Annotated in this window: 27 protein-coding genes; 16 read left to right on the forward strand and 11 right to left on the reverse strand. The window is 69.1% G+C overall.

Going from position 1 to position 22728, the window contains the following annotated elements:
- The first annotated feature begins 30 nt into the window (after nucleotides 1-30).
- A complete protein-coding gene (locus tag QM774_RS14315; protein WP_414976517.1) occupies nucleotides 31-489 on the forward strand; it encodes an NUDIX domain-containing protein in 459 nt (152 codons plus the stop codon).
- Between the two features lie 2 nt (nucleotides 490-491).
- Here the strand turns inward: QM774_RS14315 and QM774_RS14320 are convergent, their stop codons facing one another.
- The gene (locus QM774_RS14320; RefSeq protein WP_414976518.1) at nucleotides 492-1676 is read right to left on the reverse strand and encodes an aminotransferase class I/II-fold pyridoxal phosphate-dependent enzyme; all 1185 of its coding nucleotides are present in this window, start codon (nucleotides 1674-1676) and stop codon (nucleotides 492-494) included.
- A 36-nt stretch (nucleotides 1677-1712) separates the two neighbouring features.
- Entirely contained in the window at nucleotides 1713-2558 is an 846-nt protein-coding gene (locus QM774_RS14325; protein ID WP_414976519.1) for an aldo/keto reductase, read from the reverse strand.
- A 119-nt stretch (nucleotides 2559-2677) separates the two neighbouring features.
- Here QM774_RS14325 and QM774_RS14330 point away from each other — a divergent pair, with 119 nt between their 5' ends.
- Nucleotides 2678-2878 carry a hypothetical protein gene (locus tag QM774_RS14330; RefSeq protein WP_414976520.1) on the forward strand — a complete coding sequence of 67 codons (201 nt, stop codon included), beginning with the start codon at nucleotides 2678-2680 and terminating at the stop codon, nucleotides 2876-2878.
- A 33-nt stretch (nucleotides 2879-2911) separates the two neighbouring features.
- Here QM774_RS14330 and QM774_RS14335 read toward each other — a convergent pair whose 3' ends face one another.
- Nucleotides 2912-3853 carry a quinone oxidoreductase family protein gene (locus tag QM774_RS14335; protein ID WP_414976521.1) on the reverse strand — a complete coding sequence of 314 codons (942 nt, stop codon included), beginning with the start codon at nucleotides 3851-3853 and terminating at the stop codon, nucleotides 2912-2914.
- A gap of 140 nt (nucleotides 3854-3993) precedes the next feature.
- Here QM774_RS14335 and QM774_RS14340 point away from each other — a divergent pair, with 140 nt between their 5' ends.
- Genes QM774_RS14340 through QM774_RS14350 form a run of 3 tightly spaced genes read left to right on the forward strand, consistent with a single transcriptional unit; the run spans nucleotide 3994 to nucleotide 7194 of the window.
- Nucleotides 3994-4263 (forward strand): GlsB/YeaQ/YmgE family stress response membrane protein, encoded by a 270-nt coding sequence (locus QM774_RS14340; protein ID WP_414976522.1) that lies wholly within the window; start codon nucleotides 3994-3996, stop codon nucleotides 4261-4263.
- A 22-nt stretch (nucleotides 4264-4285) separates the two neighbouring features.
- Nucleotides 4286-5641, forward strand: a complete 1356-nt coding sequence (locus QM774_RS14345) for an FAD-binding oxidoreductase (protein WP_414976523.1) — start codon at nucleotides 4286-4288, stop codon at nucleotides 5639-5641.
- A 20-nt stretch (nucleotides 5642-5661) separates the two neighbouring features.
- A complete protein-coding gene (locus QM774_RS14350) occupies nucleotides 5662-7194 on the forward strand; it encodes a flavin-containing monooxygenase (RefSeq protein ID WP_414976524.1) in 1533 nt (510 codons plus the stop codon).
- Nucleotides 7195-7283: 89 nt separating this feature from the next.
- On the opposite strand, the gene QM774_RS14355 is transcribed toward QM774_RS14350, so the two are convergent.
- From QM774_RS14355 to QM774_RS14370, 4 genes are all read right to left on the reverse strand, one after another.
- Nucleotides 7284-7934, reverse strand: a complete 651-nt coding sequence (locus QM774_RS14355) for a hypothetical protein (RefSeq protein ID WP_414976525.1) — start codon at nucleotides 7932-7934, stop codon at nucleotides 7284-7286.
- A gap of 29 nt (nucleotides 7935-7963) precedes the next feature.
- A complete protein-coding gene (locus tag QM774_RS14360; protein WP_414976526.1) occupies nucleotides 7964-8206 on the reverse strand; it encodes a hypothetical protein in 243 nt (80 codons plus the stop codon).
- Nucleotides 8207-8571: 365 nt separating this feature from the next.
- Entirely contained in the window at nucleotides 8572-8952 is a 381-nt protein-coding gene (locus QM774_RS14365) for a DUF5313 family protein (RefSeq protein WP_414976527.1), read from the reverse strand.
- Nucleotides 8949-9689 carry an SOS response-associated peptidase gene (locus QM774_RS14370; RefSeq protein WP_414976528.1) on the reverse strand — a complete coding sequence of 247 codons (741 nt, stop codon included), beginning with the start codon at nucleotides 9687-9689 and terminating at the stop codon, nucleotides 8949-8951. Before QM774_RS14370 ends, QM774_RS14365 begins: the two co-directional genes overlap by 4 nt.
- Nucleotides 9690-9777: 88 nt before the next feature.
- Between QM774_RS14370 and QM774_RS14375 the strand changes: the two genes are divergently transcribed.
- The 8 genes from QM774_RS14375 to QM774_RS14410 all read left to right on the forward strand — a co-directional run bounded on the left by QM774_RS14375 (nucleotide 9778) and on the right by QM774_RS14410 (nucleotide 16030).
- Nucleotides 9778-10557, forward strand: a complete 780-nt coding sequence (locus tag QM774_RS14375; protein ID WP_414976529.1) for a DUF1266 domain-containing protein — start codon at nucleotides 9778-9780, stop codon at nucleotides 10555-10557.
- A gap of 13 nt (nucleotides 10558-10570) precedes the next feature.
- On the forward strand, nucleotides 10571-11434 hold the full coding sequence (locus QM774_RS14380) for a DUF1266 domain-containing protein (RefSeq protein WP_414976530.1): 864 nt from the start codon (nucleotides 10571-10573) through the stop codon (nucleotides 11432-11434).
- Nucleotides 11422-12321: a DUF1266 domain-containing protein gene (locus QM774_RS14385; RefSeq protein WP_414976531.1), complete on the forward strand. Its 900-nt coding sequence runs from the start codon at nucleotides 11422-11424 to the stop codon at nucleotides 12319-12321. Before QM774_RS14380 ends, QM774_RS14385 begins: the two co-directional genes overlap by 13 nt.
- 90 nt (nucleotides 12322-12411) lie before the next feature.
- Complete coding sequence (locus tag QM774_RS14390) at nucleotides 12412-13140, forward strand: sigma-70 family RNA polymerase sigma factor (protein ID WP_414976669.1); 729 nt, start codon at nucleotides 12412-12414, stop codon at nucleotides 13138-13140.
- Complete coding sequence (gene rsrA, locus QM774_RS14395) at nucleotides 13137-13454, forward strand: mycothiol system anti-sigma-R factor (protein ID WP_414976532.1); 318 nt, start codon at nucleotides 13137-13139, stop codon at nucleotides 13452-13454. Before QM774_RS14390 ends, rsrA begins: the two co-directional genes overlap by 4 nt.
- Nucleotides 13455-13477: 23 nt before the next feature.
- Nucleotides 13478-14227: a DUF6882 domain-containing protein gene (locus tag QM774_RS14400; protein WP_414976533.1), complete on the forward strand. Its 750-nt coding sequence runs from the start codon at nucleotides 13478-13480 to the stop codon at nucleotides 14225-14227.
- Between the two features lie 76 nt (nucleotides 14228-14303).
- Nucleotides 14304-14378: a 50S ribosomal protein bL37 gene (locus tag QM774_RS14405; RefSeq protein WP_369758845.1), complete on the forward strand. Its 75-nt coding sequence runs from the start codon at nucleotides 14304-14306 to the stop codon at nucleotides 14376-14378.
- A gap of 155 nt (nucleotides 14379-14533) precedes the next feature.
- On the forward strand, nucleotides 14534-16030 hold the full coding sequence (locus QM774_RS14410) for a sensor histidine kinase (RefSeq protein WP_414976534.1): 1497 nt from the start codon (nucleotides 14534-14536) through the stop codon (nucleotides 16028-16030).
- A 187-nt stretch (nucleotides 16031-16217) separates the two neighbouring features.
- Here the strand turns inward: QM774_RS14410 and QM774_RS14415 are convergent, their stop codons facing one another.
- Together QM774_RS14415 and QM774_RS14420 are read right to left on the reverse strand one after the other, a co-directional pair.
- Nucleotides 16218-16472, reverse strand: a complete 255-nt coding sequence (locus QM774_RS14415; RefSeq protein ID WP_414976535.1) for a WhiB family transcriptional regulator — start codon at nucleotides 16470-16472, stop codon at nucleotides 16218-16220.
- A gap of 272 nt (nucleotides 16473-16744) precedes the next feature.
- A complete protein-coding gene (locus QM774_RS14420; protein ID WP_414976536.1) occupies nucleotides 16745-17707 on the reverse strand; it encodes a diacylglycerol/lipid kinase family protein in 963 nt (320 codons plus the stop codon).
- Nucleotides 17708-17771: 64 nt separating this feature from the next.
- Between QM774_RS14420 and QM774_RS14425 the strand changes: the two genes are divergently transcribed.
- Entirely contained in the window at nucleotides 17772-18206 is a 435-nt protein-coding gene (locus tag QM774_RS14425; protein ID WP_414976537.1) for a hypothetical protein, read from the forward strand.
- A gap of 64 nt (nucleotides 18207-18270) precedes the next feature.
- Nucleotides 18271-19062 carry a ParA family protein gene (locus tag QM774_RS14430; protein WP_414976538.1) on the forward strand — a complete coding sequence of 264 codons (792 nt, stop codon included), beginning with the start codon at nucleotides 18271-18273 and terminating at the stop codon, nucleotides 19060-19062.
- A 25-nt stretch (nucleotides 19063-19087) separates the two neighbouring features.
- Here the strand turns inward: QM774_RS14430 and QM774_RS14435 are convergent, their stop codons facing one another.
- Both QM774_RS14435 and QM774_RS14440 read right to left on the reverse strand, forming a co-directional pair.
- Nucleotides 19088-20326, reverse strand: coding sequence for a hypothetical protein (locus QM774_RS14435; RefSeq protein ID WP_414976539.1), 1239 nt, complete (start codon nucleotides 20324-20326; stop codon nucleotides 19088-19090).
- A gap of 12 nt (nucleotides 20327-20338) precedes the next feature.
- Nucleotides 20339-21955 carry a DEAD/DEAH box helicase gene (locus QM774_RS14440; RefSeq protein WP_414976540.1) on the reverse strand — a complete coding sequence of 539 codons (1617 nt, stop codon included), beginning with the start codon at nucleotides 21953-21955 and terminating at the stop codon, nucleotides 20339-20341.
- A gap of 203 nt (nucleotides 21956-22158) precedes the next feature.
- On the opposite strand from QM774_RS14440, the gene QM774_RS14445 reads away from it, so the two are divergent.
- On the forward strand, nucleotides 22159-22728 hold a 570-nt coding region (locus QM774_RS14445), incomplete at its 3' end, for a ferritin-like fold-containing protein (RefSeq protein ID WP_414976541.1).

A 22728-nucleotide genomic window follows, 5' to 3' on the forward strand; every position in this document is an offset into this window, starting at 1 on the left:
ATCCTGCGCTTCCACGGGATACTGGGAGGCATGGCCGAGAAGAGCGCGGGGATCCTGCTGTACCGGAGTTTCGGCGACGCCGTCGAGGTGCTGCTGGTGCATCCGGGCGGCCCGTTCTGGGCCCGCAAGGACGACGGCGCGTGGTCGATCCCGAAAGGGCTGATCGACGACGGCGAGAACGCGTGGGAGGCCGCCCGCCGCGAGTTCGCGGAGGAGACGGGGTCGCCGGCACCCGGCGGTCCGCCGATCGATCTGGGCGAGGTGACGCTCAAGAGCGGGAAGGTCGTGGCCGGCTACGCCCTTCGAGGCGATCTGGATGCGGATGCCGTCGTCAGCGGCACCTTCGAGATGATCTGGCCACCCAGGTCGGGGCGGACGGCCTCCTTCCCGGAGGTCGACCGGGCCGGCTGGTTCGGTCTCGACGCCGCCGCGGTCAAGCTCAACCCGGCGCAGACCGCGTTCCTCGATCGGCTGCGCGAGAAACTGTGAGTTCAGTGCTGTAGAACAGCATCTTTCTCACGATTTCCGGACAGGAAATCACCCAGCCGTTCGATGCCGAGTTCCAGTTCGGTGTCCGCGGTCGCGTACGACAACCGGACGTAGCGTTCCGCGCCGTCGTCGCCGAAATCCTTGCCCGGGGTCAGGGCGACGTGGGCGTCGGCGAGCGCCCGGTCGCAGAACTGCGACGCCGTCAGGCCTGTGCCGGCCACATCGATGTAGACGTAGAAGGCGCCGTCCGGTTCCACCGGAACCGGGAGTCCGATGCGCACCAGGCCGTCCAGGACCGTCTCCCGGCGGCGTTGCAGGATCGCTCGGCGTTCCTCGGCGACGGCGATCGTCTCGGGCGTGAAGCACTCGAGCGCGGCGAACTGCGTCGGGGTCGGCGGGCAGATGTAGAAGTTCTGTGCCAGCCGTTCGGCGACGCCCAGCATCTCCTCCGGCACCACCGCCCAGCCGAGACGCCAGCCGGTCATGCCGAAGTACTTCGAGAAGCTGTTCACCACGATCGCCCCGGGATCGTCGGCGGCCACACTCGTCCGTTCGCCGCCGGCCAGGCCGAGATAGATCTCGTCGACGATGCGCCAGGCGCCCCGGCCGGCGACCTCGCGGCAGGTGGCGAGGAGTTCGTCGTAGGCCATCGACGTGCCGGTCGGATTGGACGGCGAGGCGATCATGATGCCGCGGGTGCGGCCGGTCCAGGCCTCGGCGACCGTCCGGGTGTCCAGCTGGAACCGCCGTTCCGGGCCGGTCGGCAGGAGCCGGACATCGGCGCCGAAACTCTCCGCGAACCTGCGATTGCAGGGGTACGACGGGTCGGCGACCAGCACCTCGTCGCCGGGATCGATCAGAGCGGCACACGCCAGCAGCAGGGCGGCCGACGCACCGGTGGTCACGACCACCCGATCCGCATCGATCGGGGCGCCGAGACGGCTGCCGCTGAAGTCGGCGATCGCCTGGCGCAGCTGCGGGGTGCCGAGGGCCCCGGTGTACGGCAGCGGCCGTCCGTCGCTGACCTCACGCACCTTCGCCAGGAACGCCGGCGGGGCGCCGAAATCGGGTTCGCCGAGATTCAGCTTCACCACATGATGGCCGTCGGCCTCCAGGTCGGCCGCCCGCCGCCCGTACTCCATCGCATAGAACGGGCTCATGACCTGCGCGCGCCGGGAGAACTGCATGGAGGCCATCGTAGGTGGCCCGTCCGGGCGACCGTTCTACCGTGGCGTCCCCGGAATCCAGTTGAAGTCGTCGGGGTTCGGGCCGATCCGCTCACCGGTGTTCAGTCCGTTGATCCGTGACATCTGGTCGTCGGACAGTGCGAAGTCGAACAGGGCGAGGTTCTCGGCCATCCGCTGCGGGTGCGTCGATTTGGGGAAGACGATGTCGCCGCGCTGCACATGCCAGCGGAGGGCCACCTGCGCGACCGTACGGCCGGTCTCGCCGGCGATCTGCTGCAGGACCGGATCGTCGAGGACGGCACCGCGTGCGATCGGCGACCACGCCTCGGTGGCGATCGCGTTCTGGGCCCCGAAGGCGCGCAGCGGTTCCTGCGCCAGGTACGGGTGCACCTCGATCTGGTTGACCGCCGGCACCACGTCGGTCTCGTCGAGCAGCCGTTCCAGATGTGCGATCTGGAAGTTGGAGACGCCGATCGCGCGGGTCTGCTCGTCGGCCAGCGCCTCTTCCATGGCGCGCCAGGTGTCGACGTAGTCGCCGACCGCCGGCATCGGCCAGTGCACGAGGTACAGGTCCATGGGCCCGTTCAGTGCCTCCACCGATCGGGCGGTGGCGGCTTTCGCGGCGGCCGGATCGTGGGAGTCGTTGTTGAGCTTGCTGGTCACGAAGATCTCCGACCGGTCGAGTCCGGACTGGGCGATGGCCTCACCGACCTGCTTCTCGTTGCCGTACATCTGGGCGGTGTCGATGTGCCGGTAGCCGGCCTCCAATGCGGCGAGGACCGCGTCCGTCGTCTCCTCCGGAGGAATCTGGAACACGCCGAACCCGACCTGCGGGATGGTGACGCCGTTGTTGAGGGTGATCTGCGGAATCGGTGACGTCATATCGGATGCAGCGCCGACGAGGGTGACGCTATTCCCGCCGATGGGGGTCACCCTGATCTTTCACCGAGATGCGCCGGCCCGGCGTGACTTTCGCCTGCGCTGCGGGCACCGTGGAAGCCATGAGCACGAATGATCCGAACACCCCGGCACCCGGCAAGAGCGGTGGCACCGACTTCTGGAAGATCCTCGCGATCGTCCTTCTGCTGCTGGTCGCGCTGCCGATCGCCTGGTCGCTTCTCAAAGCGGCCGGATGGCTGATCCTGTTCGTCCTGGTGATCGTGGGCGCGGTGGTCACCGGCCGGGCGATCTTCAGCAAATAGGCGCGCCGGGCCGCGGCGCCGCCGTCCCGATCGTCAGGGGCGGATGATGAGTTTGCCGCGCGGATGCCGTCCGCCGACCGCCTCGAGGGCCGCTGCGGTCTCGGGGAGCCGGTAGGTGCCGGCGATCTCCACGACGATCTTCCCGGCGGCCGCATCGGCCAGCAGACCGGGGACGGCGTCGCGGCGGTTCTTCTTCGATTCCTCCGTCGAGCCGCCCACCAGGGTGATGCCGTCGCCGGATCGGCCCCACGCGGCGATCGACACGATCCGGTCGGCCGGCACCAGATTCAGGGAGACGTCGATCGCCTGATCGGTCCCGACGGTGTCGGCGACCGCGTCGACCGGGCCCGGTGCCGCTGCGCGGACCGCCGCCTCCAGGTCGCCCGAGTAGTCGACCGGGACGGCACCGAGGGAACGCAGATGGTCGTGGTTGGCCGGTGACGCGGTCGCGAGCACCGTCGCCCCGTCGGCCACGGCCCGCGCCACGACGATCGAGCCCACCGCGCCGGCGCCGCCGTGCACCAGCAGGACCTTCGCCGGACCCAGGGTGGCGAGGATGTCGGCGGCGGTCACTCCCGCCAGCAGCAGACCCGCAGCCTGATCGTCGGCCAGCCCCGCCGGCTTGGCGTACACGTTCGCGGCCGGCACCAGCACGGAGTCCGAGAAGGCTCCGGTCACCGGGTACACGACCACCTCGTCGCCGGCCGACAGACCCGACTCGGTGCCGGCCGACTGCACCACCCCGGCGGCCTCGCCGCCGAGCGGGAGCGGCAGCTTCGACGGATCGTCACCGACCTGCCCGCGCACCTGCTTCGCGTCGAACGGATTCACACCCGCGGCGGTGACGGCGACGAGCACCTCGCCGGGTCCGGGCACACCGGTGTCGGCGCCGACGATCCGCACCACCTCGGCGGGTTCGCCGTATGCGGTCGCGACGGCTCGACGGGTGGTGGACGATCCCTGTTCGGCACTCATACCGTCCATCTCAGCATCGCTGGTCGGGGCCGACAAACCTTCTGCTCGCAATGAACCGACAAACCCCGCGATCAGCCGGTTGCTCGCGTAAGTTCGCATTCGCGGCACACGCGCCGCGTCTTCAACGGAGGGAAAAACCCATGGACGCCTGGATCGGCTCAATCGTCGTCACCCTGGTCATCGGAGCGATCATCGGCTTCGTCGCCAGCAAGATCCTCAAGACTCACCTGTCGATCGTCGAGATGATCGTCGCCGGCATCATCGGCAGCTTCGTCGGATCGTTCATCCTGTGGATCAGCGGTCTGCACCCGGACAACGGGTTCGCCAACTGGATCTGGGGATGGCTGACCGGCATCATCGGCGCCATCATCGTCATCTTCGTCTACGACAGGGTGAAGACGAAGGCTTGACCCGATCGGCGAGAATCGAGGAGTGCAGCTTCTCGACGATCTCGCCGGCGTCGTCGGTGATGCCCACGTCCTGACCGATCCGTCGGTCATCGCGGGGCATCTCACCGACTGGACCGGTCGCGACAGCGGACCGGCCCTGGCAGTAGTCCGTCCGGCCTCGGTGGCCGAGACCGCCCGCGTGGTGCGTCTCGTCGCCGGGGCCGGCGCCGTTCTGCAGACGCAGGGCGGCAACACCGGGCTGGTCGGCGGCAGTGTTCCGCCGGCCCGGTCCGACCGGCCCGTGGTGGTTCTCAGCACCGTCCGGCTCGACCGGATCGACGACGTCGACGTGGCCGGCCGCACCGTCGGGGTGGGTGCGGGCGTCACGTTGGCGGCATTGCACGAGGCCGCCGCACGGGCGGGGCTGGCGTTCGGCGTCGACCTCGCGGCCCGCGACAGCGCCACGATCGGCGGCATGGTCGCCACCAACGCCGGCGGCATCCATGTGGTCAGGTACGGCGACATGCGCGCCCAGGTTCTGGGCATCGAGGCGGTCCTGGCCTCGGGGGAGATCCTCCGGCGCTGGTTGCCGCTGCGCAAGGACAACGTCGGCTACGACCTCCCCGCGCTCCTGGCCGGCAGTGAAGGCACACTCGCCGTGATCACCGGTGTGCTGGTGCGGCTGGTCCGCCCGCCCGCCCGCGCGGCGGTGGCGGTCGCCGCCGTCGATTCGGTGGACGCGGCGTTGCGCGTGGTGACCGCGGTGGAGGATGCCGGTCTCACACTGCAGGCGGCCGAACTGATGACGCGGGCTGGAATCGATCTGGTCGTCGAGCACGGCGCCCGCCGCCCGGTGGCCTCGGAGTCGCCGTTCGCCGTTCTCGTCGAAGGCGCGGGGGCGGCCCCCGACGCGCTGGCCGAGGTGCTCGCCGCACCGGGCCTGGTCGACGACGCCGCGATCGAGGCGGCACCGGCCGGCGACCTGTGGACGCTCCGGGAGTCGCATACCGAGACCATCGCGCGCAGCACGACCAGGCCGATCGTGAAACTGGACGTATCCGCACCGACCGGCCGGATCGGGGAACTGCTCGACCGCGTGGCCGCGCTGGCGGCGGCGGTCGGCGGACGGTCGATTCCGTTCGGTCACCTCGCCGACGGCAACATCCACGTCAACGTCCTGGACGTCCCGGAGCCCGACGCCGCCGCACTGACCCGTGAGATCTTGACGACCGTGGCGGAGCTGGACGGCAGTGTCAGCGCCGAGCACGGTGTCGGCCGTGCCAAGACCGACTACACCCGGCTGGGGCGCTCGGAGGCCGACATGGCGGTCATGCGGCGGATCAAGGACGCCCTGGACCCGGACGGAGTGCTGAATCCGGGAGTCATCTTCCCGATGTGACCTGGACTACAGTCGTTCTCATGACCACCAAGGAGAACGCAGGCCTGGACCACGACGCGATCATCGTCGGCGCCGGCTTCGGCGGCATGGGTGCGGGCATCGAGTTGAAGAAGCTCGGCATCGACGATCTGGCGATTCTGGAACGCGAGGACGATCTCGGCGGCACCTGGCACGTCAACCACTATCCGGGGCTGGCCGTCGACATCGCGTCGGTCACCTACTCGTACTCGTTCGAACCGAACCCGTACTGGTCCCGGCTGTATGCGCCCGGCGCGGAGTTGAAGAAGTACGCCGAGCACGTGGCCGACGAATACGATCTGCGTCGGCATATGGTGTTCGGGGTGCCCGTCGACCGCGCCGAGTGGGACGACGACGGCCAGTTCTGGACGGTTCACACCACCGATGGTGCCTCCCGCACCGCCCGGTACCTGCTGACGGCGACCGGCTTCCTGTCGCAGCCGTACACCCCGGACTTCGAGGGCATCGACACCTTCGAGGGCAAGATCATCCACACCACCGCGTGGGAGGACGGCTACGACTTCACCGGCAAGCGGGCCGCGGTCATCGGAACCGGTGCCACCGCGGTGCAGCTGGTTCCGGAGATCGCGAAGCAGGCCGGTGAGCTGACCGTCTTCCAGCGCACCCCGATCTGGGTGGTGCCGAAGATCGACTTCGCCATCCCGCAGCCGGTGCAGGAGTTGTTCGCGAAGGTGCCGCTGACCCAGAAGGCCGCGCGGCTGGTGAACACGTCGATTCTCGAGGCGATCATGGTTGCCGGCGTGCTGCACTACAAGCAGGCGAAGATCGGCAACAAGGGTGCCGCGCTGCTGGCGAAAGCGCACCTGCGGCGGCAGGTGCGCGACAAGAAGACACGGAAGGCGCTCACCCCGGCCTACGACTTCGGCTGCAAGCGCCCCACGTTCTCCAACAGCTACTTCACCGTGTTCAACAAGCCGAACGTGAACCTGGAGACGTCGAGCATCGTGCGGTTCACGCCGGACGGCATCGTCACCGCCGACGGTCGTACGACACCGATCGACACCCTGGTGCTGGCGACCGGATTCAATCTGTGGGACGTCAACTTCCCGGCGTTCCAGATCATCGGCCGCGACGGCCGTGACCTCGGCCGGTGGTGGCGTGAGGGGCGGTTCCAGGCGTACGAGGGCATCACGGTGCCCAAGTTCCCGAACTTCCTGACCCTCAACAGTCCGTACTCGTACAGCGGTTTGAGCTACTTCACCACCATCGAGGGACAGATGCGGCACATCGGCCGGCTGTTCGGGGAGATGGCGCTGGAGGACAAGGGCACCTTCGAGGTGACCGAGGAGGCGAACCAGCGGTTCCTCGACCGGGCCACCGACAACCTGCAGTCGTCGGTGTTCTACGCCGGTGACTGCTCGGGTTCGCGCAGCTACTACTTCAACCAGCACGGTGAGGCCACCCTGCTGCGGCCCAACGCGACCCTGCCCACCCTCCACGAGATGGGTACCTTCCCGCTCTCGGACTACGAGTTTCGCAAGACCCCCGCCGTCGAGCCCGTCAACGCTCCGTGAACGACCACGCGCCTTGAGCCCCGACTACGCTCCTTGAGTCCCGACTACGCTCCTTGAGCTTGTCGAAAGGAGCACCGCGGGGCCGTCGGCTACCCGGCGAAACCGTCGAGGAACCGGACCAGGTCTTCGGTCGGGGTGATCGTGATGTGCCGTGTCTGCGGATCGGTGGTGCCGATCCGGGTGATCTCGTCGAGGTACCAGTAGTAGGTGTTCGGGGACACCGACCACGGGGCGTCGTCGATGCCGCGGGCGATCTGGGTCATCATGCCGATCGCGTTCACCGCGTCGACGGAGACGGCGGCCAGGTCCTCGGCCACCGGGCGGGCGTACCCGCTCATGTCGATCCCGCCCATCTCCAGCGCGTCGACGGGCAGCAGCCGGGTGCGGACCCGGGCGCGCAACTGTTCCGGGGTGAGGTCGTCGATGCCCGGTCCGGTGAACATCCGGGACGCGACACCGAAATGCTGTTCGACGTAGGCGGGCCACTCCTCGCGGGGCAGCCGGTGGCAGGCGATCACCACGTTGTCGAGTGTGTACCGGACCCCGTCGGTGGCCACCAGGTCGGCGCCGTCGTTGTCGACGGTCACTTCCACCCCGTGGCCGGACAGCACGCGTTGCGCGGTCGCCCGGATCCAGGCGACGTCGTCCACGGACATCTGCGGGAACACCGGATCCGGCGGGGCGCCGGCCGAAGCGGCCGGTGCATCCGATGGTCTGTCCCTGCGACGGAAGATGCCCATGGCGACGTGCCCTTCTCTCGGTGTTCCGGTCAGCGCTTGGCCAGGATGAGTCCGGCGCCGGCGATCGCGAGGACCGCGCCGAGCACGACCACGTAGACGCCGGTGGTGACGGCGAAGCCGGTGCCCGCGAAGAACGCGCCGGCCGCACCCACCAGCGACGCGACGATCACCGCGATCGTGGCACGGTTCCATTCGTGCGTGTAGCGGCCCAGCAGGCGCATGACGGCGATGAAGATCAGGACGAGGCCACCGGCCAGCGCACCCCAGTGCATTTTGCTCGAAGTGGAAGGTCACCTCGTACATGGCGGACGAGTGGACGTTGCCGAAGCCGGTCACGTAGGCGTCGGCGTCGTCCTTGGCGACCCACCACTTCATCGGGTACGACGCCAACATGATCACCGAGCCGATGAGGGCGACGATCGCGCCGATCGACAGTCCCTTGTACTGGTCGGCGGCGGGAGCCACCGGGGCGGTGGCGGCGGGGGTGGTGTTCGGGTAGTTCATGGTCGCTCCGTTCAGGATGAGATCGGGTTTGCGTGAGTTCGACGGTCACGCCACCCGGGAATGTTCCCGCGACATGGAAACCGTCGAACCACGAGGCCTGAACCCACTGAATCGGCGGTGTGCGGCCGGCGGTCTACGGCAGACGCCGGTAGCGGCGTTCGAAGTCGTCGCGGGCCGAATCGATCCGTTCGATCTTCTGTTTGTCGGCCAGCTTCGGGTCGAGACCGTTGTTGCGCAGTAGGTGCCGTCGGTACACGTCTTTCAGTGCGATCTGGAAGTAGACGAGCGGGATCAGCAGCAACAGGATCATCAGCACCCGGATGAACCACGGCCCGGGAACGAATGCGAGGCCGACGGCCACCGGAACGAACGGCACCAGACCGCGGATCAGATAGCGGCGGGCGTTGCCGGGGCCGGTGATATCGCGCTGCACCCAGTCCTGCATGGAGTCGGGCAGCGGCCGGCCCAGCAGATAGCCGAGGCGCTGCGCAGGTCCGGGACGGGTGTCGCTCACGAGACGGGCTCCAGGAGTTCGGGGCCGTTGTTGGCGACCCGGTTGACGAGGGGTGCGACCTCGCGGATCTCGATCGCGTCGGCGAGCGCCTCCGTGGGCGGTGCGAGCAGTGCGGGGTCGAGCGGGGTGTCCGGATCCAGCCACGTGTCCCAGTACTCGTGCGGCATCACCAGCGGCATGCGGTCGTGGATCGCGCGGTGCTCTCCGACAGCTGCGGTGGTGATGATGGCCGCGCTCGACAGCCAGGCGGTGTCGTCGCCGGCGGCCCGGTCCTCGGCCGACCGCCACGCCGCCCACAGGCCGCCCATGAACAGCCGCGCCCCGTCCTTCGGGGACATGTAGAACGGAATCTTCGTGGGCTTGCCGTTCGGCCCGACCGGCCCCGGCTTCCACTCGTACCAACCGTCCATCGGGAACAGGCATCGTTTGCCGCCGGCCGCCGACTTCCGGAACGCCGGCTTCTCCAGCACCGTTTCGGCACGTGCGTTGAAGAGCAGTGGACCTTTGCCTAGGACCTTGGTGTACGACGGCACCAGCCCCCACCGCATGGCGCGCACCCGCAGGGCGGGATCGTCGTCGGGGTGTCCGGGCTCGTGACGCTCCACGACGGTCATCACGCTCGTCGTCGGTGCGACGTTGTAGTCCGGGCCCACCTGATCGGCCGGAACCTCGTTGCGGGCGTCGATCTCCGCGGCCAGCTTCGCCGGATCCGTGGTGACCGCATACCTCCCGCACATGCTCTCCATCCTCCCATGAGCCGGAGTAGGCTCTGGCCGCAGCGTTCTGGGAGTCCGAACGCACACGACCAGCGAGGGGACCACGACCATGACTTCCGGTGTCGAGCCGCAGATCCTCACCTCCCCGAACGGCCCGACGCAGGGTCCGGCCGCGTCGACGCTGGCCCTCGGTGCGCCCGATGCGATCCGCGCCGACTGCTTCTGGAACAGCCCGGAGCGGCCCGGGAGCGGCCAGTTGGTGTCGTCCCGCGAGGAGAAGGTGCAGCTCGCCCAGGACTGGAAGATCAACAGCGGCCCGTCGTGGCTGCAGGTGACCGACTCGACCATCCGCGCCGGGCGCGCGGTCGCCGAACCCGGTGAGGCGGCCCTGGGCATCCGCAACGACGTCCTCGCCGCGCGCGGGGCGTCGTACCTGCCGTTGGAGGAGTGGCTCCCGGCGATCGATCAGCAGCAGCAGGCGCGTGGCTGGGACGACGACCAGATCGATCAGGTGCTGCGGGCCGCGGTCAAGGCCTTCCATGCCGAACAGGCGCTGGCCGAAGAGAAGCTGCTGCCGCCCGGCGAACACGTCCGCACCCTGTACGCCTACGACTTCGCGGCCGCCGCGCACCTCATCAACGCCGGCGCCCGCGCCGGATTCTCCGACCCGCAGTCGGTGGTCGCCATGATCGACGCTCTCGGCGCCAATGCGGCCGCCATGTACTCGTCGTGGCCGTCGTTCGGTGCCGCCTACGTGCTCGGGCATTCGATGATCGAAGGCGGCTATCCGAGCGACCGGGTGTTCCGGAAGGCCGCCGACACCGTGACCCTGTTGCTGTCCAGCCCGGCCAGCCCCTGGACCAACGTTCCGTTCCCGGCCGCCCGCTGATCCCCGGCCCATCGTGACCGAACTGCCCGAACGGTATTCGCAGCTGCGGGAGGCCGACGACGTCGCGTGGACGGTTCCGCCGTCGCTGGCCGCCGCGGCATCCGGGGAACTGCGCGCCGAGCCGCGCGGAGCGCTCTACGGCGAGACCGCGCAGGCGTTCGCGCTCGACGCCCCGATGTCGGTCGCCTACGGCATGCGGTGGAACTCGCTCGATCTGCCCGGCTACACCGTCTACGACGCCCGGCTCGCGTTGTCGGCGGACATGGAGGTGAACGACCCGGACGAATGGGTCGCCTACCTCGGCCGGGTCCTCGACCCGGCGTCCTCCGGCGACACCGAGGCGATCCTGCAGGTTCGCGCCGATCTGATCCGGGCCTGCGGCGGCGAACTCCCTGCCGGATGGGTCGCCGAGATGCACGACTGGCTCACCCGCACCGACCAGGACGGCGCGCACGACCGGCTCGACGAGCTGGCCCCGGCGATCACCGAGGTCGACCGGTGGCTCACCGAGTCGGGCCTGCTGTCGCCGGGCAGCCACGTCGCGACGGTCACCGGATATCAGGCGGGCCACGCCATCTACATGACCCGGTTGGGTGCGAAAGCGGGCTACGCCGATCACGCCGCCGTCACCCAGGCGCTGCTGGCGGCACGTGATCTGGTCGCCACCGGCTGCGCGTCCTGGCACGAACACGCCGTGTCGCTGGTGGCCGGGGCGGCGCTGATGGCCAGGACCGACCACGCGCGGACCCGATTCGACGCGGCCGTCTCCGGCGCCGCCACCTGCCTGATCGACCCGGACAGCCCGTGGCGGGTGCTCCGGTTCCCCATCGCAGACATCACGATCGACGACCTCGAGGAGCAGTCATGGGACTTCTAGATTCATTCCGCAAGGGGTCGTCGTCCGCCGACGACGACTACACGGCGAGCACCCCGGAGGAGATCGACGCCGCCATCCGGCGCGACTACAGCGAGTTCACCTGCGACTCGTTGCCGCATGGACCGCTGTACGGGCCGCTCGCGCAGGGACTGGCGGTGATCTGCCCGCTCAGCGTCAGTCACGGCGGATGGTGGAACTCGCTCAAGTCCGTCGGCCATCACAACGCCGCCGAGGGACTCGAGTTGTACGGCGCCACCGATCCCGAGAGCTGGATGGAGATCCTGAACCGTCTGGTCAACGCGTCGTGGGGCGACAGCGTCGCCTATCACGCCACCGCGATCCGCACCCGGTACAAGCGGGCGCGCGACCTGCCCACGATCACCGACGCCGACTGGGCGGCCGCGCTCGACGCCGAGGCACAGCGCCTCGAAGCGCCGGCCGACTACGCCGCCGCCCTGCGCGAGTCCATTCCCGGCATCCGGCACGCCGAAGACCGTGGCCGGCAGTCGCAGCTGCTCGGCGCCGACGAAGAAGCCGAAGCACTCGACGGCTACGACTTCATGCGCGCCGGCGCCGTCGCGAAGTGGGGCGTCAACGTCGGTTGGGGCGAGGAACACGTCGTCGCGAACGTCGCCATGATCTGCCGGGATGCCGCGTCCCAGCTGTACACCGGCTGGCGGGAGTACGCGATCGGCTGCAACGTCGGCCGGATCGTCACCTACCCGGACACCTGGGGCAACGGCATCGCCGACTCGCTGCTCATGATGCGGCCGCTGCTCGACAACCCGGAGTCGCCGTGGAACAACATTCCGTTCCCGGCCGAACCGGTGATGCCGCCGGAACCGGACCAGACGACGGATCCGGAGCCGGGAACAACCGCGCCCTGACCGGTGTTGAGGGAGGCAGTGAACAGCAGTGACCTCCCGGAGGTGAGTACGGACATGGCGACCGCAGTCCTGGACAAGGACAAGCGACACATGCGTGGATCGTTAGACTTGGTGGAGCACATCTCCACCGAAGGGATCCTTTTGCCTGACGAGGCCACCGAGGCGCCGGTCACCCCGGACGCCGCCACCCCCGCGGAGACTCCCGAGGAGCTCACCGCGCGGTTCGAACGCGACGCGCTGCCGCTGCTGGACCAGCTGTACGGCGCCGCCCTGCGCATGACCCGGAATCCGGCCGACGCCGAAGATCTGGTGCAGGAGACGTACGTGAAGGCCTTCTCGGCGTTCTCGTCGTTCAAGGAGGGCACCAACCTCAAGGCCTGGCTGTACCGGATCCTCACCAACACCTACATCAACTCGTACCGCAAGAAGCAGCGCCAGCCCGCGCAGTATCCGACGGACGACTTCACCGACTGGCAGCTGGCCGCCAGCGCCGAACACGATTCGACCGGTCTGCGGTCAGCCGAGCTCGAGGCGCTCGACGCCCTGCCCGACGACGAGATCAAGGACGCCCTCGGACAGCTCGCCGAAGAGTTCCGGATGGCCGTGTACTACGCCGACGTCGAAGGCCTTCCCTACAAGGAGATCGCCGAGATCATGGGCACGCCGATCGGCACCGTGATGTCGCGTCTGCACCGTGGACGCAAGCAGCTCAAGGATCTGCTCGCCGACGTGGCCCGCGAGCGCGGCTTCGGTCGTGCCGAGCGCGAGGCCGCCGCGCAGGCGGCACTCGACGATGAGACCGAGGAGGCGGCGCGGTGAGCGACGACAAGACTCCGGTTCCCGACGGCGACGGCGTGTACGACGCCCCCGACTGTTCGGCGGTGCTCGCCGACCTGTGGCTGCTCCTGGACAACGAATGCGACCAGGAGGCACGCGCCCGGCTCCAGGAGCACATCAAGGCCTGCCCCTCGTGCCTGGAGCACTACGACGTCCAGCAGCAGCTGAAGGCCCTCATCGGCCGCAAGTGCGGCGGGGAGAAGGCGCCGGCCGGACTGGCCGACCGCCTCCGGGTGGAGATCCGCCGATCGGTGACGATCCGGCAGACCACCATTCACATCGACCCGGACAGCTGACGGTCCACCGCTACGATCGCGGAATGACCGACGACGGCCTCGAGCTCAGTGTCACCCCCGGCGGCGACCACGTCGCCGAATTGATCGACCACGTCGTGGTGCTGTCGTCGGAGGCGCAGACCGCGTTCCTCGACCGGTATCAGGGCCGCGACTGGCGGGTCGATCTGAACGATCCGGCGGTCTTCTGGTTCACCGGGGACGTGCCGGCGAAGTTCCGGCCGCACTACATCGGGTCGACCTCCAGTGAGACGAACACGTGGATGTGGGGCTGGAACAACATCAACGGGTTCCCCGACGACGTCGTCGACGCGGCGCAGCGGGTGCACGCCGTCGGTGAGCAGCTCGGTCTGATCGAACTGACCACCGCCCGCCAGTCACTCGATCCCGCCGAACGGGTCGGGGAGGGACTGCCCGCCCGCGACCGCGCCGACTACACCTTCGTGCTGTGTGCCCAGGCGGTCGCCGGGCTGCGGGTGCCGGTCTACTACAGCGCGCCGTCGGGCACCGGCCGCGCCTGGTTCCTCCTCGACAACGAGGCCGAGTTCACCCTCGCCCCACCGTCGGCGCTGTCGGTGGCGCAGGCCGTCATCCAGGCCGTCGAATCCGGTTTCGCCACCGACCACCGCCTCGCCGTCACCGCTTACGCGGAGCGTCGCGACGGCGTGACGATCTCCTCGTTGACCGCCGACCGGATCGTTGTGGCGGCCGGTGACGGCGACGTCGTCATCGACTTCGACGCGGAGGGCCGCTGCGCGCGGATCCAGTCCACCTGAGGCGATTAACGCTGAAACGCCTCGTCGTGAAACAATCGACTTCGAACTTTGCTGATGAGGATGAAGGAGGTCCGTCATGGGTAAGCGCGGACGCAAGAAGCGCGCTCGGAAGAAGAATGCTGCCAACCACGGCAAGCGTCCCAACGCCTGAGCTGACACGTGCCGAAGGCCCGCTCCAGTCGGAGCGGGCCTTCGTGCATCCTCGCTTCGACAAGCTCAACGAGCGGACTGGAGTCGCTCCCGCTCCTTGAGCCTGTCGAAAGGAGCTGTCCGCAGCCTCCCGCCGCGGAGAACTAGACTCGATCCATGGCGACTCTCCACGATCTGCTCGCCGAGCACACGTCCCTGCCGGACGGCGCGGCGTTGCATTTGCAGCGGCTCGTCGCCGAGTGGCAGTTGCTCGCCGACCTCTCGTTCGCCGACTACGTGCTGGCGGTCAAGAGCGACGACGGCAGCCTGGTCTACGTCGCCCAGGTCCGCCCCAACACCGCGCCGACGGTCCTGCATCAGGACGAGGTCGGTCGCCGCGTGGACGACCCGGACGGTCCCGCCGGCGCCCGTCCCCTGATCGAACGCGCCTGCGAGAGCGGACGTATCGAGGCCGGCGAGCCCGCCGGCAGCGGTATCGCCGCGATTCCGGTCACCTACGACGGCCGCGTGGTCGGAGTCCTGTGGCGGGCCGGTGTGGCCGCCGGCATCCAGCGGTCGTCACCGCTGGAGTCCGCGTACCGCGACGCCGCCGACGCGCTGTGCGCAATGGTGGTGGAGGGGTCGTTCCCGCTCGACGAAGCCAACTCGCTCGGCCTGTCGACGCCGCGCGCCGGCGACGGCTTCATCCGGATCGGCGCCGACGGCCGCGTCGACTACGCCAGCCCGAACGCACTGTCGGCCCTGCACCGCATGGGCTGGAAGGCCGACCTCGGCAGCGCGGATCTGCCCGACGTGCTCGCCGGCCTGGTGACGGACCGGTTCGAGGCCATCGACGCCGCCGCCATGATCGCCGCGGCCGCCGGCACCGACGGACGGACCGGTCTGCCGGACCCGGAACTGGCACTGCGGATGGAGCTCGACGCGAAGCGCGCCAGTGTTCTGGTGCGGGCCGTGCCGCTGCGCGGCGGTGGCGCCTCCCGCGGCGCCGTCCTGCTGATCCGCGACGTCACCGAGGTCAAGCGCCGCGATCTGGCGCTGCTCAGCAAGGACGCCACCATCCGCGAGATCCATCACCGGGTCAAGAACAACCTGCAGAGCGTCTCCGCGTTGCTGCGCCTTCAGGCACGACGGTCCGGCAACCCGGAGGCGGTGGTGGCTCTCAACGAGGCGGTGGCGCGGGTGTCGTCGATCGCGCTGGTGCACGAGATGCTGTCCGGCAGCGTCGACGAAGAGGTGGATCTGGATGCCGTCGTCGACCGGCTGGTCCCCACCCTGGTGGACGTGAGCACCGAGTCGGCGCGGGTGCGGGTGCGCCGCGGCAACCGTCTAGGCGTTCTGCCCGCCGACCTCGCCATGCCGCTCGTGATGGTGCTGACCGAGGTCATTCAGAACTCCATCGAGCACGGTTTCACGCCGGGGGAGGCCGGTGCCGAGATCGAGGTGGACGGGGATCGCGACGTCCGCGGCCTCACCGTCCGCGTCGCCGACAACGGCACCGGGGTGCCGGAGGGCTTCGATCTGGATTCCTCCGATCGGCTCGGACTGCAGATCGTGCGCACCCTGGTCGCGAACGATCTGCGCGGCACCATCGCGATCGGGCCGCGACCGGCTGGGCGTGGCACCCTCGTCGAGCTGCGCGTCCCGCTGCACTGACCCGCCCTCACCGCCGCTCGCACCCGCACTACTGGGCCGTATACGGACTGCGGCCGGGTCCTGCCCGGCGACGGCCTCCAACGGGCCCGTCTGTGCGCTGGTCCAGACATGAAAGAAGCCCGGCCGCGAAGAGAGTCGGCCGGGCTTCGGGTCTCGGGTGCGCCGTCCGGCGCGCTCGAGGAGAGGGTTAGACGGTGCTGCGTGCGCGGGTGCGAGCATTGCGGCGCTTCAGCGCGCGACGCTCGTCCTCGCTCATACCGCCCCAGACGCCGGCGTCCTGACCGGTCTCGAGGGCCCAGGTCAGGCACTCGGCGGTCACCGGGCAGCGCTGGCACACCAGCTTGGCATCGGCGACCTGCGCGATGGCCGGACCACTGGTACCGACCGGGAAGAACAGTTCCGGATCCTCGTCGCGACAGATGGCCTTGTGACGCCAGTCCATTTCACTCTCTCCTTAGGCATGACTCCGCCCGCGCCTCATTCAAGGCGCGCGGGAGCTCGTAGGTATTTACGGGCTGAGGCGGCAAATCCGCTCATTATCACCGGCTCAGGGGCTTCGCACAGTGGGGGTGGCGTTTGCTGCTTGATTCCGTTGTACTAGCGTGTCCGCCGTTTGGCTATAGTTCAGCCGCGATTGCCGAATAGATCACATGGGGTTGGAATCCCGGTGATTTTGTGTCCTACGGCCGGTTACGGCCAGGTTTCACCCGCAGGTCAGGGCGTCGCGGGCGAGGAGACCGGTGCGGCCACGTCGATCACGGCGCGTCGGCAGCCGAACGTCATCTCGCTGTATTCGCCCAGGTAGTCGCCGTCCATCTGCACGTCGGCGGGCTTGCTTCCGGAGAACTTCACCCACTCCACGTCGTCGTCGCGGAACAGGTGCGAGGCCTTCGGATCGTCCGAGTCGGCGAGCAGCTTGCCGCCCAGGATCAGGTTGCGGGCCACCGAGACGCTGGTGGCGGCGAACACACCCAGACCGTGATCGAAGTCGGTGGTCGGATTGGTGCGGATCGCCTTGGTCCCCAGGTAGGTCCACGGGCCGGTGTTGCTGACGAAGCCGAACCGCACACCGGTCACCGGCGCATGGTCCGGAACCTCGACGGTGAAGCTCGGCGGGTTGACCGTCGAGGAGAAGAACGACGAGACGGTGGTCGCCAGGTAGCGCTGCGGGGTGGCGCGCTTGCCGGCCTTGCGCTTGGCCTCCATGCGGCGCACGACGATCGCGTCCATGCCCATACCGGAGTTGAACAGGAACCAGCGGTTCAGCGTGTGTCCGAGGCTGATGGGTCGGCGGCTGTTCGAATCCAGGATGTCGATCAGCTGCTTGGTGGCGACGATCGGGTCGCGGTCGATCCCGAGGGCGCGGGCGAACACGTTCGCGCTGCCGCCGGGAACCACACCGACGGCCGGCAGCCGGTCGGACGGCACCGGGTCGGGGCGGTCGGGGGCGCCGACCAGTCCGTTGACCACTTCGTTGACGGTGCCGTCACCGCCGTGCACGACCACCGCGTCGTAGCCTTCGGCGGCGGCGCGGGCGCCCAGCTCACCGGCGTGGCCGCGATGCGTCGTGTGTTCGACGTCGACGTCGTAACGGGACGACAAGGTGTTCGCCAGGGTGTCGCGACCGGCATCGGTCGTGAAGGTGGCGAAGGGATTGGTGACGAGCATGACGCGCACGATCGATCACCCTACCGTCGTCCCCGCGCTCCGCCGATTCGCCCTGGCCCAATAAGCTTGCGGTGTGACTGATTCGGAATCCGCCGCCCCCGCCCTGCGGGGCACCCCGGTGCCGCCGCTGCTGCGCGGTGCCGGAGCCCTGGTGGGCGTCGAGGGTGTGGCCGGGCTGGTGGTCGCGGTGATCTATGTGATCCGCGGGATCGGCGGCCACCACGAGTCGTACATCAACAGTTATGGCAGCGCCGCCTGGTTCGCGGTGTGCGGTGCAGCCCTGCTGGCGGCCGGTTCGGCCCTGTCTCGCGGGCGTCGGTGGGGTCGCGGCGTGGGCGTGTTCGCGCAGCTGATGCTGGGGGTGGTGGCGTGGACGCTGCTCACCGGCAGCCACCAGCCGGTGTGGGGCACCCTGCTGGCCGTCGTCGTGGTCCTGGCCCTGGTCTTGATGTTCGCTCCGCAGTCTACGAACTGGCTCTACGACAACGATCTTCCGCCGGACGCCTGACCGGCCGATGTGAGCGAGCGACCTCACATCCGGCGCAGTGGCGGCGGCCACTATTGTTGACGGCATGACGCGCACGCTCGCCATCGCCAACCAGAAGGGCGGGGTAGCCAAGACCACCACCACCGCCTCGCTCGGAGCTGCTCTCGCCGACCTCGACGTCTCCGTCCTGGTGGTCGATCTGGATCCGCAGGGCTGTCTGACGTTCTCGCTCGGTCACGACCCGGACCAGATCACCAAGTCCGTGCACGACGTCCTGCTGGGTGCCGAGGACATCGCCGACGTCCTCATCGACACCGATGACGGCGTCACGCTGCTGCCCGCGACGATCGATCTGGCCGGCGCCGAAGCCCTCCTGCTGATGCGTCCCGGACGCGAATACGCCCTCAAGCGTGCGCTGGCCGAGGTGGCGCAGGACTTCGACGTCATCATCATCGACTGCCCGCCGTCGCTGGGCGTGCTCACCCTCAACGGCCTGACCGCCGCCGACGAGGTGGTGGTCCCGCTGCAGTGCGAGACCCTCGCTCACCGTGGTGTCGGACAGCTGCTGCGGACCGTGCAGGAGGTCCAGCAGATCACCAACCCGGATCTGACCATGCTCGGCGCCGTCGCCACCATCTTCGACGCGCGCACCAACCACAGTCGCGACGTCCTCTCCGACGTCTCCGACCGCTACGACCTCCCGGTGCTCGACCCGCCCATTCCGCGCACCGTCCGCTTCGCCGAGGCCTCCGCCTCCGGCGCCTCGGTCATGCGGGGCCGCAAGAACAAGGGGGCGACCGCCTACCGTGAACTCGCCCAGAACCTGTGGGACCACTGGAACGGCAAGAAGCTGAAGACCTTCGAGCTCGGCGTCTAGGGGCAGGTCCGACGCGCTTCGCGTGCTACCCGAGCGCGACGATCTCCGACCCGCGCTGCTCGATCACGTACGGACCGAGAACGCGCAGCGACACCAGGCCGGTGTACGACCCGCGGTCGACGGGGATCTTCCGGATCTCCCGGCCGTTGTTGGGGTCGCGGACGCTGATCGCGTTCTTCACCGGAACCAGCAGGCCGGTGGAGAGTTCACCGGGACCGATCGTGTCGGGCACCGAGAAGCGCTGCTTGCCGGTGGAGGCGTCGAGGACGGTGGTGGCTTTACCGGTCCAGTAGGTGACCAGGCCCTGTCCGTGCAGCGGTCGGCTTTCGGCCGGGGGAGTGAGGTCGCCGGGGACGGGTTCGCGCCCCTTCTCCTCGATGTCGGTGGAGAACTGGCGGATCGACGGGGCGCCGCGGCCGGTGCCACCCCCGTCGTACACGGTGACGGTCTGATCGGTGGTCGCGATGACCTGCGGCGGCGGGTCGCCGGCGGAGTCGGTGATCACCTGCGAGCCGTACTGTTTGACCTTCTCGTCGTCGGTCAGGGTGGATCCGAGAACGGTGAGGCGGTAGCCGTCGTCGTCCGCGCACCGCTCGATCACCGCGACCCGGCTCGAGCCGGAGACCGCCGAATACAGGTGGCAGGCGGAACGGTCGGGCTGCACACCCGGATTGACGGGGGCGTCGACGCGGCCGTACTCGATTCCCCGCACCAGGTTGGTGCCCCACGTCTCCAGGCGTGACGGCCCGGCGGCCAGCGCGAACGTGTCGTCGTAGGAGAGATCCAGCGTGTCGTCGGCGTCGCTGGTCCGTTCCCCCCGGCGCAGGCCGGTGCCGGCGTCGAAGGAGGTGACCTCACTGCAGCCGCGGCTGTCGCGGTACACGGCCAGCACGTCGTCGTCGCCGCCCGGCCAGGCCGCGACGGCCCGGCACAGACTGTTGTCGCGGTGATAGCGCCACACCGGTGCGCCGCCGGCCGGATCGTGAGCGACGATGTCGCCCCCGTCGGCACTGATCACGGTGGCCCGGGCGACCGCCGGGACCGCGGTCGCATTCGAGGGGGCGCGCCACAGTTCCCGCAGACGGGTGGGGGCGTCCCCGGCGACCGGTGCCAGCTTCGGTTCGGTGGCCGCCGTCTGCAGATCGGCCTTGCGCGCCGGGCTGGTGATCCACAGCGTGAGCCCCGCCGCCACCGCCGCGACCACCAGGATCGCGGTGATGATCAGGTCGAGCCGGGTCCGGCGCTCGGGCGCGATGCGGGCCAAGTCAGTCGGGAATCAGTCGTTGGAGGTCGACGACTCGCCGGTGCTGCCCTGCGCGCCGTTGCCGGCGCCGCCCTGGCCTCCTCCGGAGCGACGGCGGCGACGGCGGCGCGGACGTGAGGCGCCGCCCTCGGCCTGGTCGCCGGCGGCGTCCTTCGGTGCGGCGTCCTTGGGTGCGGTGTCGTTCGAGGACGAACCGTTGCCGCCACCGTCGCCGGAGCCGCTGCCGGTGCCGCCCCGGGTGCGGCGGCGGTTGCGCTGCGGGCGGTCGGAGCGATCACGGTTGCGCTCGACCACCTTGCGGTCGTCGTTGCGGCGGGCCGGCGTCGCCGTCGGCGCACCGATGCGGCCGGTGGCAGTCTCCGGGATGTTCAGGTCTTCACGCAGGTTCGCCGACGTCGAGTAGGTCTCCGGCGGCTCCGGCTGCCCCAGGTCGAGGGCCTTGTCGATGAGGGCCCAGCGGTGCAGCTCGTCCCAATCGACCAGGGTGACGGCGATGCCGGTGCGGCCGGCGCGACCGGTACGGCCGATCCGGTGCACGTAGGTCTTGTCGTCGTCCGGGCACTGGTAGTTGATGACGTGGGTGACGTCGTCGATGTCGATGCCGCGGGCCGCGACATCGGTGGCGACCAGCACGTCGATGCTGCCGTCACGGAACTTGCCGAGCGCCTTCTCGCGGGCCACCTGGCCGAGGTCGCCGTGCACGGCGCCCACGCTGAAGCCGCGTTCGGCCAGATCGTCGGCCACCTTCTGCGCGGTGCGCTTGGTGCGGGTGAAGATCATGGTGGCGCCGCGGCCGTCGGCCTGCAGGATGCGGGCCACCAGCTCGGCCTTGTCCATCGCATGAGCGCGGTACACCAGCTGGGTGGTGCGTTCGTGGACGGCGGAGTCGTTGGCCTGCTCGGCGCGGATGTGCGTCGGCTGCGTCAGGAAGGTGCGCGCCAGCGTCACGATCGGGCCCGGCATGGTGGCCGAGAACAGCATGGTCTGACGCGGGGTGGGCAGCGCGCCCATGATGCGTTCGATGTCCGGGAGGAAGCCCAGATCGAGCATCTCGTCGGCCTCGTCGAGAACCAGCACCTCGACCTTGCCGAGCACCAGATGGCCCTGCTGGGCGAGGTCGAGCAGACGGCCCGGGGTGCCGACGACCACGTCGACGCCCTTCTGCAGCTCGTCGATCTGCGACTCGTAGGGACGGCCGCCGTAGATGGCGGTCAGCCGCAGCGGACGCTCGGTGCCGTCGGCCAGGGTGACGTTCACACCCTTCGACGCGACCTGCAGGTCCTCGTACACCTGGATGCAGAGTTCACGGGTCGGCACGATCACCAGCGCGCGCGGCGTGTTGTCCAGCGGACGGATACCCGACGCCTCCGCGTTCACCAGACGGTGCAGCAGCGGGACGCCGAAACCGAACGTCTTGCCCATGCCGGTCCGGGCCTGACCGATCAGGTCACTGCCGGCCAGTGCGAGCGGAAGGGTCAGCTCCTGGATCGCGAAGGTGCGGCTCTTGCCGTCGGCCTCGAGGGCGGCGACGATCGCCGGGTCGACGCCGAGTTCGGCGAAGGTGGGGGCGACGTGCTCTTCGTCGACGATGGTCGTCTGGACGTCGTCGACAGCGGTATCGGTGGTCATGTGTGGTTGTGTGCCTCTCAATGTGCGTCGTGCACGCACATGTCAGGCTCCACGGGTCCGCCCCAGGGGCGCCGGTGACGAGCGATCTCGTGCGCGCTCAATAGCGACGGGCGCGGCGGTCGGGGACCAGCTGCGGCCAACGTCTGACGTCAGTGTACCGCGAGCGTCGACAACCTCCCGAACCGTTGACTAGGTTGAAGCCCATGCCGAACACTCCCGATGCCGTCACCGCGCCCGCCACGGCGACCCTGTACGAGATCTTCCTGGCCGGAGAGTATTCGGCGGTCCGCCGCCTGATCGACGACGCGGAGATGGCGCCGACCATCGCCGACCGGATCGCCATGATGCGGATGGTGGCCTCCGAGCAGCAGCATTTCGACCTGCTGGCCCAACAGGTGGAGCAGGCCGGCGGCTCGGTCACCGATGCGGTGGAGAAGCACCAGCGGGTGTTCGACGAATACCACCGGGTGACCACGCCCAGCGACTGGCTGGAGGTGCTCGTCAAGATGTACGTCGGCGACGGTCTGGCCGCCGACTTCTACGACGAGATGGTGGAGCAGCTGCCGCCGGAGGCGCACGACGTGATGGCGCAGGCGCTCAGCCAGACGACCTCCTCGGACTGGGTGCGCGACGAAGTGCGTGCCGCGGTCGCCGCGGATCCCGCGCTGGCCTCACCCCTGACCTTGTGGGGGCGTCGCCTGCTGGGCGAGGCGATCACCCACGCACAGTGGGTGCTGGCCGAGGACGAGCACATGACCGATCTGCTGTTCTCC

It is taken from the genome of Gordonia sp. (in: high G+C Gram-positive bacteria) (assembly GCF_047600565.1).
In the GTDB taxonomy this organism is placed as follows: Bacteria; Actinomycetota; Actinomycetes; order Mycobacteriales; family Mycobacteriaceae; genus Gordonia.

What these genes read in the sequence shown, in the direction of transcription:
- QM774_RS14315 (WP_414976517.1), top strand. Translation starts at nt 31, where the DNA reads ATGGCCGAGAAGAGCGCGGGGATCCTGCTGTACCGGAGTTTCGGCGAC.
- QM774_RS14320 (WP_414976518.1), bottom strand. Translation starts at nt 1,676, where the DNA reads ATGCAGTTCTCCCGGCGCGCGCAGGTCATGAGCCCGTTCTATGCGATG.
- QM774_RS14325 (WP_414976519.1), bottom strand. Translation starts at nt 2,558, where the DNA reads ATGACGTCACCGATTCCGCAGATCACCCTCAACAACGGCGTCACCATC.
- QM774_RS14330 (WP_414976520.1), top strand. Translation starts at nt 2,678, where the DNA reads ATGAGCACGAATGATCCGAACACCCCGGCACCCGGCAAGAGCGGTGGC.
- QM774_RS14335 (WP_414976521.1), bottom strand. Translation starts at nt 3,853, where the DNA reads ATGAGTGCCGAACAGGGATCGTCCACCACCCGTCGAGCCGTCGCGACC.
- QM774_RS14340 (WP_414976522.1), top strand. Translation starts at nt 3,994, where the DNA reads ATGGACGCCTGGATCGGCTCAATCGTCGTCACCCTGGTCATCGGAGCG.
- QM774_RS14350 (WP_414976524.1), top strand. Translation starts at nt 5,662, where the DNA reads ATGACCACCAAGGAGAACGCAGGCCTGGACCACGACGCGATCATCGTC.
- QM774_RS14355 (WP_414976525.1), bottom strand. Translation starts at nt 7,934, where the DNA reads ATGGGCATCTTCCGTCGCAGGGACAGACCATCGGATGCACCGGCCGCT.
- QM774_RS14360 (WP_414976526.1), bottom strand. Translation starts at nt 8,206, where the DNA reads ATGCACTGGGGTGCGCTGGCCGGTGGCCTCGTCCTGATCTTCATCGCC.
- QM774_RS14370 (WP_414976528.1), bottom strand. Translation starts at nt 9,689, where the DNA reads ATGTGCGGGAGGTATGCGGTCACCACGGATCCGGCGAAGCTGGCCGCG.
- QM774_RS14375 (WP_414976529.1), top strand. Translation starts at nt 9,778, where the DNA reads ATGACTTCCGGTGTCGAGCCGCAGATCCTCACCTCCCCGAACGGCCCG.
- QM774_RS14385 (WP_414976531.1), top strand. Translation starts at nt 11,422, where the DNA reads ATGGGACTTCTAGATTCATTCCGCAAGGGGTCGTCGTCCGCCGACGAC.
- QM774_RS14390 (WP_414976669.1), top strand. Translation starts at nt 12,412, where the DNA reads ATGCGTGGATCGTTAGACTTGGTGGAGCACATCTCCACCGAAGGGATC.
- QM774_RS14400 (WP_414976533.1), top strand. Translation starts at nt 13,478, where the DNA reads ATGACCGACGACGGCCTCGAGCTCAGTGTCACCCCCGGCGGCGACCAC.
- QM774_RS14410 (WP_414976534.1), top strand. Translation starts at nt 14,534, where the DNA reads ATGGCGACTCTCCACGATCTGCTCGCCGAGCACACGTCCCTGCCGGAC.
- QM774_RS14415 (WP_414976535.1), bottom strand. Translation starts at nt 16,472, where the DNA reads ATGGACTGGCGTCACAAGGCCATCTGTCGCGACGAGGATCCGGAACTG.
- QM774_RS14430 (WP_414976538.1), top strand. Translation starts at nt 18,271, where the DNA reads ATGACGCGCACGCTCGCCATCGCCAACCAGAAGGGCGGGGTAGCCAAG.
- QM774_RS14440 (WP_414976540.1), bottom strand. Translation starts at nt 21,955, where the DNA reads ATGACCACCGATACCGCTGTCGACGACGTCCAGACGACCATCGTCGAC.